Genomic DNA, 16,122 nt, shown 5'->3' with positions numbered 1-16,122 from the left:
CTCAGTTTCGACTATTTTGGTGCAAACGTTGACCGGACATTCCAAGCATGCCGAGACCACCAACCATCGCCAGCAATAGCAGCAAAGCCTTCGCGTCAAGCGCGGGAATTGCCTGAGCGATGACCGCTACCGGAATCAGTGGAATACCGAACCAGCCACGCACTTTGCCACCGCCACCCTGATTCTGCTGAGTCGGTGCAAGAATCTGGCCGGTGCCATAGTTGTCAGTGACCGATACGTACTGGATATTCTGCGTGCCGCCTGGCGCGAGGAAAATATTGCCTTGCTGACCGGCAATGCTGCTGTTGATAACGATCGGTGTGGTGGAGGTGCCCTGAATCGTCAGCACATCTAGTATCGACTGGGTGAGGCCAGCGGCGAACGTATAGGTTTTGCCATTGGCGCTTATCAGACTCAGATTCGCAAAAGTACTCGTGCCGGTAATCGTCGTCGACGTTGCACATGCGGGATTGTCGGAGAACGCGACGGTACCGGATCCGGCGTTGAAGGTGCCGCTATTCGACCAGTTGCCGACCAGCGCAATGTTTCCGCTACCACCATCGAGGACGCCACCGGACTGTACACTGAGGTTGCGTGTATTCAACATGCTGCCGCTGTTGATTTGCTGATTTCCGCCCACCGAAAGATCGGTGCAGCCGAGGTCAATCGTGCCGCCGCCGAGCGAAACCGAACCGCCTGCAGGAACGACAAAATCGGCATGCGCGGCGCTCGCGCAAAACAGCAGACATGGAACAATCAGTGCGCGCCACAAGGCGCCGCCGGATCGGATTGTGGACATCGGATTTTCCCCCTTGGATACGAATGCGAGCGCATGCGTGATAAAACAAAAGCTCAGCGTGATTTTCCCTCCGCAAGCTATGCGATCAGCACGCTTGCTGTCAATACAAATACGCTCGAGAACCCATAGCTGGACTTGCCTCCAGCCGCACCCCGAAGATCGGCATCTAAACTCGCTGCGACACGGCTTGGAATGCGTGCGCGGAAAACCAGCTGAACCAGCTAGCTCAGTGCAACTTCCGCATCAAGCTTCACAATGTTTTTCGTGGCATTTTTCCACTGCTCGATTTTCTCGGCAACGTCATGACGTTCCAGCAATCGCTCAGTCAGGCCCGCACCGACCAGCAGCAGCAATATCGGAAACGGGTGCAGGTAGCGGAACGAAATAATATGCGAGCACAACACCTGCCCGACCATCAATCCGACCGCGCACGCGGTTACCAGCACCACCACGGCGGGCACTCGATGCGGCCCCAGCCTGGCGAGTGCCAGTCCGATCGGCGCGAGCGCGAAAAGACAGAAGATCAGCCAGTACGCGCTGTAGGCGAAAAGATCCTTGATCGGCGAATGATGGAGCGCAATTTTAGCGGCGTCGTAATGAAACCATTCGCGTAGCAGACTCAAGATCTTTTCGTCGGGTATCTGGCCTGAACCCAGATCGCTGAGCATGCGTATCTCGCGTCGTGGCGGATCAAAATATTCCGGCAAGGTGGTGATGCCAAGCCGCGCGACGCCTAGCGGATTGTCGGCGACCGCACGTTTAGCGAGGATTGCCGCCACTTGGCGCGCGCGCTGATCTCCGACATGCGCCCGCAACACAGGAATGAGGCCACCCGGCACCCAGATTTGTTCTTCGCGCAGGCGTTGATTATCGAGTGGGATGGTGACCTCGTGCAAAATCGCGGGATCAACACCGGTGCCGGCAAAATGTTCCGGGCGAACCAGTGGCGCCACGAGTCCTAGACGAAACAACGGCGCATCCAGAATATACGCAGGCTCGCCGCCGGCACGCCGCCCGTACCACGCGCGATAGGCGTCATGACACAGATCCGTGACGAGCAGCACCAGCAGCAAATGCACGATCCACACATGCCGACGTTTGCTCACGCCATACAGCGCGCCGATGAGCACCGCAGCCGGCGCCACTGCGAGTGCAAACGGCACCAATCCAGCGCGCAGGCTTGCCAGCACCGTGCCGATGAGCACACACAAAATCAGCCATCGCAACTTGCCGCTGCGCAAATACGCGGTGCCGCAAGCCAGTGCCGCAAGCAAGTGAAAACTGCTGGCCGACTCGGTCATCACCATGCGTTCGTAGAACAGCTGGCTCGGCTCGATGCATAGCAACAGCCCCGCCGCCATCGCGATCCATGCGCGAACTTCAAGCCCGAGATAAAGAATCAGAAAAAGCAGCGTGCAGGTCGCGACGCCAAATCCGGTCTGCAATAACAGCAGCGAAAACAGTGATTCGGAGCGCACCGCGGTGACGAAAATCATCAGCGGGTAAGTAAAGGAACGATCGGGCGGCGTATTGTTGTTGACCGCGCTGTACAGATACGACGCCGAATCACCAAGAAACAGGTGCACGTTCGGATCGATCAGCAGCACGATCAGCTTGATCATGACCAAACCGAGCAGCAAGCCCGGCAGCAGCTTGGTGAGTTGGGCGCTGCGACTCGTTTCGACTTGTACCGGCACGCGCGCAGAGACCTGCGCCGCACCACGCGTGACACGTGGCGCGCTTTGATCAAGCACGGCTGACATCTTTCCCCCTGAGACTTGCAACCACTTGCGATTTCAAACAATTTACAATTAGATCACATATGTTGCTACAACTGTTCGCTAGTAACACGCCGCCACATATGGAAAATTCTTACCGTTGATTAAGAAAAAAATGAATGGCATTGATTGAATCGAGCGACCACCCAGTGCGCTCGCAAAAGTCATAGAGCATGCTCGATTACTCCTGCAAACCCCGCCGTTTTGTTGTAGCGTTTGACGTTCCTGACTGAGCTGTGAAAAGGAGATCGTTATGCCGAGCATGTGTTGTCACCCGCAAGCACCGCACAAGAAATTGCGAGTTCCCGACTGGTTTGCATCCAGCCTGATGATGGAGCGCGCGCTCGACGCGATCATCCGTCGCGTGAAAAAACTGGATCGCAAACATGACGTGCCGTATCTGGCCGGATACAGCAATGATGGACAGACGATTTATATCGATCGGCATCTGCCGAAAACCTTCACTTACAACGGTCGCGAGATCGAAGTCGCGCGTTACCTGATCCTGCACGAAGAAGTTGAAAAGACCTTGATCGATCAACTCGGTCTGCATTATCTGCATGCGCATCAGATCGCCACGCGCGCCGAAGAAGCAGCGATCCGCGCCGAGAAAATTTCGTGGCGCGAATACGACCGATTCATGCAGAAATACGTCAAGGGCATCGGTGACGAGCGCTTGACCAAGGTGCCCGCTGATCTGGATCTGAAACCGTACCGCGACTATCACGATTACGATTTGATGCGCGGCATGCTCAAGGCAATCGACAAGGGACAGTTCCCGAATGCCGAAAGCGACACCAAGATGCGCGATGAGATGACGCGCTACACCAAGGCGTTCAAGGAACAGGATCGCATGACAAAAAATTTGGCAGGAGCCACGCCGCTGGTTACGAAAGTGGCGGCTGCCGTCGGCCGCAACAAGAAAATACTTGTCGCGACCTAGGCTTGTTTATATTTTTGCGAATCGGCCAATCGGTTCGCGATGAAATGGCGTTGCGGAAAATTCGGCCAAATCGGAATCCTCGAATCTCGCGAAGATTCCGATCCGTCGCGCAGCGATCCTACGTAGCAAGCGCAAAAAAATCATCGCATCTGCGTGCAACGACTCCTCACAGCGATCGCGCAAACTCCAGATTCTTTTGCACGCGCTCGCGTTCGCTTTCCGGCAACGAATTTCCTTCCAGCAACTCCATGCACAGCCGCTCGCTGAGCTCGCGTTTTTTGCAGTAGTAAGCCGAGACCGCAAGCTCGTCCTTGGCGCGCCATGCGTAGACAGTCACGTCGACAAACAGCAAGTCGGCAGGCTGCGGAATCTCCATCGCGATACGTGCAAATTCTGCCGCCACGGCAAAGCGATTCTGCAATCGACAATACCGCGCGAGCTCGCACATCGATTCCGCACGAGCCGAGCGAAAATCATAAGCCTCTAGATAAGCAGCGACGATATCAGCATACGGCCGGCCCAAACGTTCTTTGATCACGGCCACCTGAAATTTCGCGAAAAACACTTCTTCGTCCCAGCCGCCCATCGCCACGCGATGTTCGTACGCACTCAGCGCCTTTTCGTTCTGGCCGGCGTCGCGCCAGCTCTGTGCGAGATAAAAAGCGTAACGCGCATTGTCCGGCTCAGCGAACAGGGCGCGCTGCAGAACAGCGGCGTCGTCGGTATATTTTTCTTCGGCGGGACGCTGACTGCGCGCGCCATCGGGAAACGGTCGCATGCGCAATCCAGGCAATCGCTGCACGGCGGCCGCCAGCGGCGAGTTGAGTGCCTCGTGCAGGACGCCTTTCCACTCCCAAAGCGCGTTCGTGCGTACCAAAGCGGTACGCTGATACGAGGTATTGGCGTAATGAACTTCGACCATGTAGCCCGGCGCATCGAGCCGGGGATAAACGAATCCGGCATCGGCTTCGAGCACTTCGTCGGCGTCAATCGTCAATGCAAAATCGCCGTGTTTCGCCGCGAGCTTCAATGCCTCGTTGCGATTGTGCGAAAAATCCACCCATGGCCGCTCGATCAATTCGCCCGGCAAATCCGCGAGTACTCGACGGATGATTTCCTGCGTGCCATCGCTCGATCCGGTATCGGAAATCGCCCACGAGTGAATGAAAGGTCGCACCGAGCGCAGGCAACGCTCGATGACGTGCGACTCGTTCTTGACGATCATGCAAAGACAGACGCGCATTATGATCAATCCTTGCCGCGATAACGCTCGAACCACGCGAGCGTATTGAGTACCTGCGCCAGCATATTGCTCGGACGACGGTTGATCTCATGCGAGGCGCCCGGGATGCGGATCATCGCTGTATCGACCTTGCGCAATTTCAACGCTTGGTAGAACTGCTCGGCTTCCGAAATCGGCGTGCGGTAATCGGATTCACCATTGATCAGCATGGTCGGCGTCTTGACGTTGCCGACGTAAGTGATCGGCGAGCGCTGCGCGTAATTATCCGCATGCTCCCACGGATAACCGGCGAACCAATAGGTGTGGATCAGGCTGGAAAGATCCGTGGTCAAGGCGAAACTCGACCAGTTGATCACCGGCTTCGCCACCACGGCAGCGCGGAAGCGATCGGTATGGCCGACGATCCACGCTGTCAACACACCACCGCCGCTGCCGCCCGTCACGAACAGGTTCTTGTTATCGACATAACCCTTGGCGATCACGGCGTCGGTGAGGCTCATGAGATCGTCGTAATCCTTGCTCGGATACGCGTTCTGGATCAGGTTCGCAAACTCCTGCCCGTAACTCGTACTGCCGCGTGGATTGCTATACAAAACGACGTAGCCTGCCGCCGCATAAAGCTGGATTTCCGGCGCAAAACGCGGGCCATAATTCGAGTAAGGTCCGCCATGAATTTCGAGCAGCAGCGGGTATTTTTTCGCCGGATCAAAATGCGGCGGCTTGACGATCCAGCCTTCAACCTTGCGACCATCCGCGGATGATGCCGTCCACAATTCCTCGATCGTTGCGAGATCCTTGTGGTCGAGCAGATTGGCGTTGAGATTGGTCAAGACGCGCGATTTTCCGCCGCGCTCGATCACCGCCACATCGGCGGCGCGATATTCGGTACCGCGCGTATAAGCAACCTTCCCGGCCGCTGCCGACATCGCGCCACCGGCGTACGGGCGACCCATCGCGGTACCGCCAAAATCGCTCGCGACCGTTTCGGTTTTTCCGTCGCTTGCGTTGGCATAACCGATCTTGCTGATGCCCTTGTCGTCGTAGCTGAAAAACAGGCCACGACCATTGGCATCCCAACTCGGATTACCGATGTCGAAATCGAAATTCTCGGTCAATACGCGACTTTTTCCGCTGCTCAGATCAAGCAGATAAAGATGGTTGCCCTGATATCCGAGCTGCTTGTCATCGAAACCAAGATACGCAATCTGCTTGCCATCCGGCGAAATCAGCGGATGGGTATCCGGGCCATCGCGATCGGTCAGCTGGCTGAAGACGCCGCTATCGATATCGACGCGATACAGTTCGCTTTCGAACGGATGGTATTCCCAATCGTCACGACGATTCGAGGATACGATCAATGACTTTCCATCACGCGCCCATGCGGGATTTTCGGCATAGTTGTAGTCGCCGCTGGTGACCTGACGCGGACTGCCGCCATCGGCCGCGACCACGAAGATTTGGTTGTAACCGGGATCGATGTAACCGGCTCCATCAAAACGATAGTTCAGACGATCGATCAACTTGACCGGATCTGCCCATTCGGCTCCCTTCGGTTTTGCCGGCATTGTCGCCAGTTGCTTGCCCTCGGCCGGAACGCGCGAGGCGTATGCCAACCACTTGCCATCCAGCGACCATGACAAACCCTGCGGCCCCTCGGTGAGAGTTGTGATGCGTGCGGACTGTCCGCTATCCATCCAGCGCATGTGAATTTGCGCCGAACCATCTTCGAGCGAAACATACGCCAGGCGTTTGCCATCCGGCGACCAGGCCACTTGTCCATCATTCGCCGAACCGCTGGTCAACGGACGCTGGTTGCCGCTGGCGATATCAATGATCCACAGATTAGAACGTTTGCGATCCTTCATGATGTCGAAGTAGCTGCGCTCGTAGACCACCGAGCGACCGTCGGGAGAAATCTCGGGATTATTCGCCCACTGCAACTGGAACACATCGAGCGGTCGGAACTGGCGAGCATCTGCCGCGGATACGTCAACAGCAAACATCGAGGTAAGTGCAATTAGCGACAAAGCGAAAGCGGTGGATCGGCAATGCATCAGCGACTCCAATGGCGGATCAGCAACAAGGTTCACAGTTGAATAGCAAGAGTACGCTAGCGGATACCAGTGCCGATAGTTTACTGAAGCAACATGGCTGAAACGGCACTACAGAGTGCTCGCGGATTGTTGGAACCGGTTACGCCCATCGCAACGACAAACGGCGAGCATTTCTGCTCGCCGTTCGGTTTGTTACCTACCTGACGGATCCATTTTCGGACCTTCTCGGCAGCCCCCTCGCATCGTCCTTGAATCTATCCCTCGCCTCTCATGTTTCCTGCGAGGCTTTCGAACTTAGTGCGCACAAGTCGAGGATGGATCCTCAAAGCCGTTGGCGAATATTCTTTCGCCCTGCGCCAGATTGCTCAGCTTGTAGGTCACGGTCTGGCCGGCTCCCGGGATGCCCGCCGTCGCGGTGTAGTCACCGGCGATCGCGTTTCCTTTCGCTACGACAGAGGCTGATCCGTTCGCATCGGTCGTGATAGTGAGCGGGCTGGTGTTCTGCGAACCCTGCAGGCTGGAGAATCCGGCCGAGGCTCCAGCGGGCGACGCATTCGCGACGAACTGCACTCCGACACCTGCGACGGGGCCATTGCCATCAGTTACCGTCGCAATCAGAGCGCAGCCAAAGTCGGCACTCACCACTGCAACTTGAGGTGTGCCACCGCCGATACCTGTTACACCGTTATTGGTCAGGTCGAAGGTTGTTGTCTGCGTACCTCCGGCAACCGTGGCAGGTACGTGATACAAGCCAGCAAGGTTATTTGCAGTTGCGGTCACCGTCGCTACACCGTTTGCATCCGTGGTCACTGGGTTAGCAGACAATGTTGCACCAGCGCCGCTGGCCGGCAGAGTGAAAGTCACCACGGCCCCAGCAACAGGGTTATCGAACTGATCTGTCACGAGCACTGACAGCGCTGTACCGAATGGGTGGGCAATCGTTGCACTTTGCGGAGTACCGCTTGCTGCTGCATTGCCACCAACACCCGGCTTCACCTTGATCGGCACGCCCGGAGCATTTGTCAGGGAAATCGGGGAAGATGTGGCAGCGCCTGCTGTTACCGTCAGGGTATAGCTACCGATAATGTTGTTCGCACTCTCGTTAATCTGCGCCTGACCACCAGCGGTGGTCGTGACCATTGTTGTGGTCTGCGTGCTGGCGCCCGAAGCGGCTGTCGTTGCAGTGACCGTGACACTGATTCCATCAGCGACCGGATTGCCGAACTTATCTGTCACCTGCACGTTCAACGGCGCAAACGGAGTACCGACGGTGGCGCTGGTCGGTGGCGGCGGCAGAACCGTGATTGCAAACGGAGGGCCGGCAACATTGGTCAAGTTGAAGATAGCGGGTGTTGGTACGCCACCCACCTGGGCCGTAATTACATAGCCACCCGGCAAGGTATTCGCGGTGGCATTGACCACAGCTGTCCCATCAGCACCGGTGACGACAGTGCTTGCGGGAGCCAGATTGGCACCAGCACCACTGCCAGGCACGGTGAACGTTACATTGACACCTGGAACCGCATCGCCATCGCTGTCCACCACGGTCACTGACAAAGGATGCGCGAATGGATCACCTACAACGGCGCTTTGAGAGCCGCTCTGGCTGCCTACCGTTACCACAATCGACGAAGGCACCGTGCCGACGCGGGTCATCGTGGCGTTGCTGAAAGCGATCGTCTGGATCAGGTTGAGCTGGGCGAGGCCCTGCGGGTGCGAATACAGCGAAACGCCGATCTGGCTGCCGACTGCACCGCCGCTAGCAGGTGTGGTGTAAGGCAAGGACAGCGTGTAATGCCCGCTGCTAAGCAGCGTCAGGATCGCCGGGTTGGCGTTGGAATTTGCCACCGTGGTCGTTACCACGCCGCTGGTCGAAGTCAGCGCCGAGCCGATGATGCTCTCACCAAGCACATTCAGGCCAACGATGCTCGGCGTGTCGACGTTGACATTCAGCGTATATACCTTGCTCGCCCGAAACAGGTTGGCCGGGTCGCCGGTCGGAAATACTTGGTCGAACGACGCCGAATTCGCGACCAGCGAACCGGCAACGTTCAAGCCAAGGATTCCCCCGATGGTCGCGGTGTGCGCGGTGGCGCTAATCTGCAAAGTTGGAGGGGCCACGAGGCCAAGTGCGCCGGAGTATGAGCCAGTCCAAGGCCCAGTCGTGCCAATTGCGACACCCTGTGCCGACGGAGTCAATAAACCACCGCCGATCGCGGTAACCGGATTCGCATTCGTGGTCGAGGTGAAACCGCCATTCGGTACTGCTATCGGCGTGGCATAACTTGCGACGCTGAATGCCACACAACCGATAGCGAGTGTCGCTAATAACGATGATTTATAATTAAACCCCGAATTTAACGTATGTGCACTCTTTGTGAAAGAATGCAGAGCGCTGGATACAAAGTAACGAAACATATTCATAACTCACCCCGTTTTGATTGAACATCAAGTCATTTGGTACAGATATTGCAATCCATTCTTTCATTTCATCTTATTGATTTTGTTATATTTTTTTCGGCTAGCTGGACTACACGAAATTGATACGCTCTGTCTATAAAATGTGAATTTTTAATTTACAATGTTATTGTCTTCACAAAGTCATCACGTACACATTTAACTCTTTGAATAGAACCAATCTTCTCCTGGATGCTATTCTGCAGTTTATAGACCGGATTTCTGTGACGAGCAGCTTACTTTTGAAGATCGCCGCTATGAAAACTCAATTAATACGTGAATAATAGGTGAACAATATAATTAATAATCGGGCGACGCCAGAATTTGTAATTATTCGTGTTACGTAAATACACAATTTAGGCTCAACCAGCGGCCACATTCACACTCATCGACAGAACGAGCGAATAATTCAAGGAACGCGTCCGATAGGACCGCATCCATCGGAGTGAACTGTTTGTAGAATCGAAGGAAGGTATGGAGGGGTGCTCGCTGCACTCAGGGAGAATTGGCGTGCGTTCGGCGTGAGCGAATGATCACTGGGCGTAGAACTAGACAACCGCGCCGATGTGCCTCAAGCGCGCTGTTTAGGAGGCCAGGTAAATTCACGCAACTCGATATGTCCAGGAGCGCGCAGCGGGCATGGCCTCTACACTGCCTTGCTCAAACCTTACAAAGCAAAACGGAGCCTTTCGGCTCCGTTTGTCACTGCATCGACAGCTGCGTTTTGCTTCAGCCCTTGTCCTTGGCTTTTGGCATTGTCACTGCAACAAAGCTAGTCGCGTCTTCACGGCGCACCAGCAACATCGCGGTGTCGCCGGGCTTCAGGTCCTTTAATGCCAGATTGAGCTCCAAGGCTGACTTCACAGCTTTCTTCCCCACCATCAGGATCACATCCCCCTGCTGCAGCTGGGTGCGCCGTGCCGCGCCTGTGATATTGCTGATAACCACCCCCTGATCCTTCAGGCCCAGGTCCTTGCGTTGCTCTGCCGTCAAATCCTCAACCACGATGCCCAGCGGGTTACCCGCGGTCGGCGTCGCCGTTGCGGCGGCAGCTAGCGCGTTCTTGTCCTGCGGCAGCTCGCCTACGGTGACCGGAACGGTGAGCGTCTTGCCATCGCGGAACAGTTTGACCTCCACTTGGCTGCCCGGCTTGCTCATGCCGACCAGCGGCGGCAAGTCGGACGAATGATCCAGATCCTTGCCGTTGAACGACACAATCACGTCACCGACATGGATGCCGGCTTTTTCCGCAGCGCCAGCAGGCGTGATCTTGTTGACGAGCGCCCCGCCCGGACGCGGCAGGCCGAGGCTTTGCGCCATTTCACGATTGATGTCCTGAATCTGCACACCGATCATGCCGCGTGAAACGTGTCCCTTGCTCTTGATTTGCTCGACATCGTTCATCGCCACATCGATCGGGATCGAAAACGACACACCCATATAGCCGCCGGTGTTACTCAGAATCTGCGAGTTGATACCGATCACTTCGCCATTCAAATTGAATAACGGACCACCAGAGTTACCGCGATTGATCGGCACATCGGTCTGGATGAAACCGACATACTGCTGATCGGCGCCACCAAACTTGCGCTGGACCGAACTGATGATGCCGTGCGTCACAGTGTGATCAAAATTGAACGGCGAGCCGATCGCAACCACCCATTGCCCTTGCTTGAGCTTGGTCGAATCACCAATCGCAACCACCGGCAAACTGCTAGCCTCGACTTTGAGGAGGGCGATGTCGGTCTGCGGATCCGTACCAACCACTTTCGCATCAAGTTCGCGTCGATCAGACAGACGAACGGTGACCTGATCTGCGCCTTCGACGACGTGATTGTTGGTCAGCACATAACCGTCGGCTGAAATAATGAAACCCGATCCAATCGAGGTGCCTTCGCCAGCGCCACGTGGCCGACCTTGTCCCTGCGGACCTTGTGGTCCCTGCGGCCCGAAGAATCGACGCAGCACATCGGGCATATCCTGCTCGTCACCAGCTTCGGCGGTTTCACTATCGATTTTTCCGCTATGAGTTGCCTGCACATTGACAACCGCCGGCGCATTTTTCTCCACCAGTTGGGTGAAGTCCGGCAAATCCGCGCGGGCTATTCCAGCGCCACCCAGCAGCACGCCGGACAGCATCACAGAGACCAACAATTTCATGCCTCTCTCCTCGAGTGTTGATTGATAAAACAGGATTGATCATGGCTCGCACCTGACGCGCCATTGGATAACGTTGCTAGATTTAAGTTCCGCGACAAATCACGCTGAAACAAACCGCATTCAGGCTGCAATTTCAGTGCGCGACTGCGGGCGCCGCGTGAGTAAGCGCGTCGGCAATTTTCTCGACCGTCGCCGGCGGCACTTCGCCGAGCGCAGTGACCTGATAGCCATTGAGGTTACGCACGAATACGTTGAGCACACCGCGCGATATCTTGCCCTGAGTCAGCACGCCAGGCGCTGTGTTGGCCGGCTCTAGATAAACCGAAACGTTGGCAACACCATCGGATAACAACCAATGTTCCGCATTGTTAGTCGCATCAGCTGGCCCGCGCCGTGCGCTCATGCTGAAACCCGCCGGTAATTCGCCGAGCTTCCATTCAGATGGCGTGGTCAGCAGGACTTCTTGCGCCTGCGCGGCGATGGTTCTGGCCGGGACTTCACTCAGCGCCAAGTCGGTTTCATTCACGTGCCCGCCAATATTCAGCGCGACAAACATCAGTTGCTGCAGCGAATGCTGATCGGCATCCAGCAACATTGAGCGCAACAAAAGATGCGAATTTTTTTCCAGCCACAATCGATAACTGTAGCGATATTTGTCCGTGGCCTGCACGTCAATTACTTGCGCGCTGAAGCCCGCAATCCGATCTTCGCCAATCAGGCGCAGCGTGTAGTTTTCCTGCAGACCTTCAGCCCGCGCCTCCGGCACTAATGGCACGAGACGACGATTGCTTTCGGCGCCAAATACTGTGGGCAGCTGATTCGGTTGCACGCTGGTAATGCTGCGACTGTTGCGCACCACTTCGCGGCGCGCGCCGTTGAGGCTGATCAAACGTTCGCGCTCATCCACTCCACCTGCATGAAAAACGCGCAAGGTATCGACGCGGCCATCGTGTTCGTAGATAAAAGAGCCATCGTAGTCGAGGTCGCGCATCGCGCTGGCCATCTGCGCCAGCAGTTGTTGCGGATCTGCAGTCTCATCGGCGCGGCTGCTTGTGGCGACCAGCGCCAGCAACAATATTCCGCAGCCGCAGCGTATCGCACCAGGCATCATTGCGCGTTGGCGGGTGTTTCCTGCGTGCGTGGCAACGTCGCGGATTGCGCGGTGCGTTGCGGCACGACCAGCATCACGTAAGGAACCATGCCCGAGCGCATGCCCTGCCCGGTCGCTTCGTAATGCCGCACCAGATACGAATCCAGTCGCGGATCGGAAGCCGTCGGCGTGCTGTAATCGACCATGCTGGCGGCCATCGCCGGAACCTTCTGTTCCATCGATGCGGGCGTACGTTCTTGCAAAACCGGCGCGGCGCGCACTGGATCGGCGGCGGCGACATTCCTTGCGGGCGACTCCGGGCTGATTGCCGGCCGAGAAACCATCAGTGCGGCTACTGCTACCGACGCCGCCACCGCGCCACCTGCCGCCCAGCGCAGCCAGCGATGTTCGTTCGCACGAACGCTGATGACCACCGATTCCTCATCGATCCGTGCCATCACTGTCGCGGAAAAATCGATGCTGACAAACGCATCGGTTTGTCGCCGCAGGCAGCTGCGCGCCACTTGATAGCGCGACCAAGTTTGCGCCAGCGCAGGATCGGCATCTATGCCACGCAGCAGAAACCGGACGCTATCGCGCGGCAGTTCGCCATCCATGAGTACGCTGAGTTGTTCGTTGAATTGTTCGGTCATGATGATTACGCCTTGCCGTCCGCAAGCAGCGGTCGAAGTTGGATATCAATGGCCTCGCGCGCCCGAAAAATACGGGAACGCACAGTACCGATGGGGCAGTTCATTGCCTCCGCGATTTCCTCGTAACTCAGACCGTCCACTTCGCGGAGAGTGATGGCCGTTTTCAGTTCTTCTGGCAGTTGTTCGACCGTGGCGAATACGGTTTGTTCAATTTCCTGACGCAACATTTCGTTCTCTGGCGTGGCGCTGTCTTTCAGCCGCGTGCCGCCATCCAGCAACACCGCATCTTCGATCGCGATGTCGTCGGTCGGTGGTCGCCGATTCTGTGACACCAGATAATTTTTCGCGGTGTTGATCGCAATCTTGTAAATCCACGTATAAAACGCACTGTCGCCACGAAAATTGCCGATCGCGCGATACGCCCGAATGAACGATTCCTGCGCCACATCCTGGCATTCGCTCCAGTCCTTGATATAGCGCGAGATCACGCTCACCAATTTGTGCTGGTACTTGCGCACGAGCAGATCGAAGGCGCGCTTGTCGCCGCTCTGCACACGCTCAACCAGCTGTTGATCCGATTCTAATTCGCCCATCCGGGCCCTTCTCCAGTACGTGACTCGGGCTAGGCATCGCCTAAGACCTTGGTCATCACAATAAGTTCACAACATCGACGACGCCGAAAAAAGCATCGTCATACATATCTTTATGCGGTGGCATATCGCCAGCTCGCTTCGGCTCCCCAACCGCTGCAGCGCACGCATGGTAACGCGTTCGCAGCGATTACGATTGACCGCGCACGCCGCTGCCCGGATTATAGCCGCACCTTATCCCAGCAGACTGATATCGCCATGTTCGAAGGACTTCGCTTCACCCACTGGCGCCACGAGATCGACAGCGATGGCATCATCCTGCTCACGCTCGATCGCGCCGGCAGTTCGGTCAACGCGCTCAACAGCGCCGTGCTCGACGAACTCGCGCAGATGGTCGAACGCCTGAGCCTGGAATTGCCGAAAGGCGTGATCATTCGTTCCGGCAAATCCGGCTTCATCGTCGGCGCCGATATTCACGAGTTCGAGGAGTTCGACAAACAAGGTCGCGTGCTCGAATCGATCGAAAACGGCCAGCGTATTTTCCAGAACCTCGCGCGCCTGCGCTGTCCAACCGTCGCGGCGATCAACGGCGTCTGCATGGGCGGCGGCACCGAACTCTCACTGGCGTGTCGCTATCGTGTCGCGAGCCGTGATCCGGCCACGCGTATCGGCCTACCCGAAGTCATGCTCGGCATTCATCCGGGCTGGGGTGGCAGCGCGCGCTTGCCGCGTTTGATCGGCGCACCGCAGGCACTCGATTTGATGCTGACCGGTCGCGCTATCAGCGCCGAAAACGCGAAGGCGCTCGGTTTAATCGATGCACTCACCAGCGCCGAATTGCTGGTCGAGTCGGCAAAAGAATTGATCCTGCACGGCCACATACGCGACATCGTGCAGCGCGCGCGCGCCTGGGCCACCAACATCTGGCCGGTGCGCCAGATTCTCGCGCCAATGGTGCGCAAGCAAGCCGCGGTCAAGGCACGGCCCGATCAATATCCCGCACCGTTTGCGCTGATCGAAGTCTGGCGTCGCGGTGGATCGAATATTTCGCAGCGCCTGAAACTCGAAGCGCGTTCGGTCGCAAAACTTGCCACCACACCGACCTGCCGCAATCTGATCCGCGTGTTTTTCCTGCAGGAGCAAATGAAAAACCTCGGCGCCGGCACCGATGCTGCCATCCAGCGCGTGCACGTGATCGGCGCCGGTGTGATGGGCGGCGACATTGCCGCGTGGTGTGCGTTGCGCGGCTTCGATGTGACCTTGCAGGATCGCGAGATGAAGTTCATCCAGCCGGCGCTGGATCGCGCGCAAATCTTGTTCGCCAAACGCCTGAAAACTCCCGAGCTGATTGCGCCCGCAGCAGCGCGACTCAAAGCCGATGTCGAAGGCAAAGGCGTGGCCGATGCCGACCTCGTGATCGAAGCGATCTTCGAAAATCTCGAAGCCAAGCAAGCGGTGTATCAGCTGGTTGAACCGCAACTCAAACCCACCGCGCTGCTCGTGACCAACACCTCAAGCATTCCGCTCGATGAATTGCGTACCGTGATCACACGCCCCGGCCAATTTCTCGGCCTGCATTATTTCAATCCGGTCGCACAGATGCCGCTGGTCGAAGTGGTAAGTCACGAGGCTGTCGATGCGGTTGCGCAAAAGCGACTGCTCGCATTTGCCAGGGCGATCGACAAACTGCCCGTGCCGGTCAAGAGTTCACCGGGATTTCTGGTCAATCGCATTCTCACGCCATACCAGTTCGAAGCCGTGATGATGTACGCCGAAGGTGTGCCCGGGCCAGTGCTGGACAAGGCCGCCAAACGTTTTGGCATGCCGATGGGCCCGATCGAACTGGCCGACACCGTGGGACTGGATGTAGCCGCATCGGTCGGAAAAATCCTCGCGCCGTTTCTCGGCCTCGAAGCGCCACCGAGCATGGAAGCGCTGCTGCAAAGTGGCAAACGCGGCAAGAAAGACGGCGAAGGTTTCTACAAGTGGGAAAACGGCAAACCGGTCAAACCCGCGGTCGATCCGAATTACCAGGAGCCTGCCGACATCACCGATCGCATGATCCTGCCGATGCTCAACGAAGCCGTCGCCTCCCTGCACGATGGCGTCGTCGAAAACGCCGAACTACTCGATGCCGGTGTAATCTTCGGCACCGGTTTCGCGCCGTTCCGTGGCGGCCCGATTCAATATATCCGCAGCGAAGGTGTCGACAAGATCAAGGCGCAGCTTGAGGCGCTGGAAGCGAAATATGGGAAACGTTTTGCGCCCAAAGCGGGGTGGGATAACGCGGCGTTGGGCTGATTTACGTGACGAGACACCCATAAAGCGGAAGATATTTTGCGACGCGCCGACGAA

At 56.9% G+C, this 16,122-nt stretch carries 11 protein-coding genes; 2 read left to right on the top strand and 9 right to left on the bottom strand.

Going from position 1 to position 16,122, the window contains the following annotated elements; translation table 11 throughout:
• Nucleotide 1 precedes the first annotated feature (1 nt).
• Nucleotides 2-799, bottom strand: coding sequence for a hypothetical protein (locus ELE36_RS09335; protein WP_129832807.1), 798 nt, complete (start codon nt 797-799; stop codon nt 2-4).
• A 221-nt stretch (nt 800-1,020) separates the two neighbouring features.
• Complete coding sequence (locus ELE36_RS09330; protein ID WP_129832806.1) at nt 1,021-2,562, bottom strand: hypothetical protein; 1,542 nt, start codon at nt 2,560-2,562, stop codon at nt 1,021-1,023.
• Nucleotides 2,563-2,830: 268 nt separating this feature from the next.
• On the opposite strand from ELE36_RS09330, the gene ELE36_RS09325 reads away from it, so the two are divergent.
• On the top strand, nt 2,831-3,520 hold the full coding sequence (locus ELE36_RS09325; RefSeq protein WP_129832805.1) for a hypothetical protein: 690 nt from the start codon (nt 2,831-2,833) through the stop codon (nt 3,518-3,520).
• A gap of 166 nt (nt 3,521-3,686) precedes the next feature.
• Here the strand turns inward: ELE36_RS09325 and ELE36_RS09320 are convergent, their stop codons facing one another.
• The 7 genes from ELE36_RS09320 to rpoE form a co-directional block, all read right to left on the bottom strand.
• The gene (locus ELE36_RS09320) at nt 3,687-4,763 is read right to left on the bottom strand and encodes a glycosyltransferase (RefSeq protein WP_129832804.1); all 1,077 of its coding nucleotides are present in this window, start codon (nt 4,761-4,763) and stop codon (nt 3,687-3,689) included.
• Between the two features lie 5 nt (nt 4,764-4,768).
• On the bottom strand, nt 4,769-6,766 hold the full coding sequence (locus tag ELE36_RS09315) for a S9 family peptidase (RefSeq protein ID WP_242512401.1): 1,998 nt from the start codon (nt 6,764-6,766) through the stop codon (nt 4,769-4,771).
• Nucleotides 6,767-7,111: 345 nt separating this feature from the next.
• On the bottom strand, nt 7,112-9,121 hold the full coding sequence (locus ELE36_RS09310) for a beta strand repeat-containing protein (RefSeq protein WP_165371547.1): 2,010 nt from the start codon (nt 9,119-9,121) through the stop codon (nt 7,112-7,114).
• Between the two features lie 882 nt (nt 9,122-10,003).
• Nucleotides 10,004-11,434, bottom strand: coding sequence for a DegQ family serine endoprotease (locus tag ELE36_RS09305; protein ID WP_129832801.1), 1,431 nt, complete (start codon nt 11,432-11,434; stop codon nt 10,004-10,006).
• A gap of 133 nt (nt 11,435-11,567) precedes the next feature.
• Nucleotides 11,568-12,542 carry a MucB/RseB C-terminal domain-containing protein gene (locus ELE36_RS09300; protein ID WP_165371546.1) on the bottom strand — a complete coding sequence of 325 codons (975 nt, stop codon included), beginning with the start codon at nt 12,540-12,542 and terminating at the stop codon, nt 11,568-11,570.
• Nucleotides 12,542-13,177: a sigma-E factor negative regulatory protein gene (locus tag ELE36_RS09295; RefSeq protein WP_129832799.1), complete on the bottom strand. Its 636-nt coding sequence runs from the start codon at nt 13,175-13,177 to the stop codon at nt 12,542-12,544. The genes ELE36_RS09300 and ELE36_RS09295 overlap by 1 nt, the downstream gene beginning before the upstream one ends.
• A 5-nt stretch (nt 13,178-13,182) precedes the next feature.
• The gene (rpoE, locus tag ELE36_RS09290; protein WP_129832798.1) at nt 13,183-13,770 is read right to left on the bottom strand and encodes an RNA polymerase sigma factor RpoE; all 588 of its coding nucleotides are present in this window, start codon (nt 13,768-13,770) and stop codon (nt 13,183-13,185) included.
• 255 nt (nt 13,771-14,025) lie between these two features.
• On the opposite strand from rpoE, the gene ELE36_RS09285 reads away from it, so the two are divergent.
• Complete coding sequence (locus ELE36_RS09285) at nt 14,026-16,068, top strand: 3-hydroxyacyl-CoA dehydrogenase NAD-binding domain-containing protein (RefSeq protein ID WP_129832797.1); 2,043 nt, start codon at nt 14,026-14,028, stop codon at nt 16,066-16,068.
• The last annotated feature ends 54 nt before the right edge of the window (nt 16,069-16,122 follow it).

This window comes from Pseudolysobacter antarcticus (assembly GCF_004168365.1).
GTDB classification, from domain to species: domain Bacteria; phylum Pseudomonadota; class Gammaproteobacteria; order Xanthomonadales; family Rhodanobacteraceae; genus Pseudolysobacter; species Pseudolysobacter antarcticus.
This window is presented reverse-complemented; position numbering and strand designations above follow the sequence as displayed.

Coding starts and splice junctions, on each gene's coding strand:
- ELE36_RS09295 (WP_129832799.1), bottom strand. CDS start 13,177: ATGACCGAACAATTCAACGAACAACTCAGCGTACTCATGGATGGCGAA.
- ELE36_RS09330 (WP_129832806.1), bottom strand. CDS start 2,562: ATGTCAGCCGTGCTTGATCAAAGCGCGCCACGTGTCACGCGTGGTGCG.
- ELE36_RS09305 (WP_129832801.1), bottom strand. CDS start 11,434: ATGAAATTGTTGGTCTCTGTGATGCTGTCCGGCGTGCTGCTGGGTGGC.
- rpoE (WP_129832798.1), bottom strand. CDS start 13,770: ATGGGCGAATTAGAATCGGATCAACAGCTGGTTGAGCGTGTGCAGAGC.
- ELE36_RS09320 (WP_129832804.1), bottom strand. CDS start 4,763: ATGCGCGTCTGTCTTTGCATGATCGTCAAGAACGAGTCGCACGTCATC.
- ELE36_RS09335 (WP_129832807.1), bottom strand. CDS start 799: ATGTCCACAATCCGATCCGGCGGCGCCTTGTGGCGCGCACTGATTGTT.
- ELE36_RS09315 (WP_242512401.1), bottom strand. CDS start 6,766: ATGTTTGCTGTTGACGTATCCGCGGCAGATGCTCGCCAGTTCCGACCG.
- ELE36_RS09300 (WP_165371546.1), bottom strand. CDS start 12,542: ATGCCTGGTGCGATACGCTGCGGCTGCGGAATATTGTTGCTGGCGCTG.
- ELE36_RS09325 (WP_129832805.1), top strand. CDS start 2,831: ATGCCGAGCATGTGTTGTCACCCGCAAGCACCGCACAAGAAATTGCGA.
- ELE36_RS09285 (WP_129832797.1), top strand. CDS start 14,026: ATGTTCGAAGGACTTCGCTTCACCCACTGGCGCCACGAGATCGACAGC.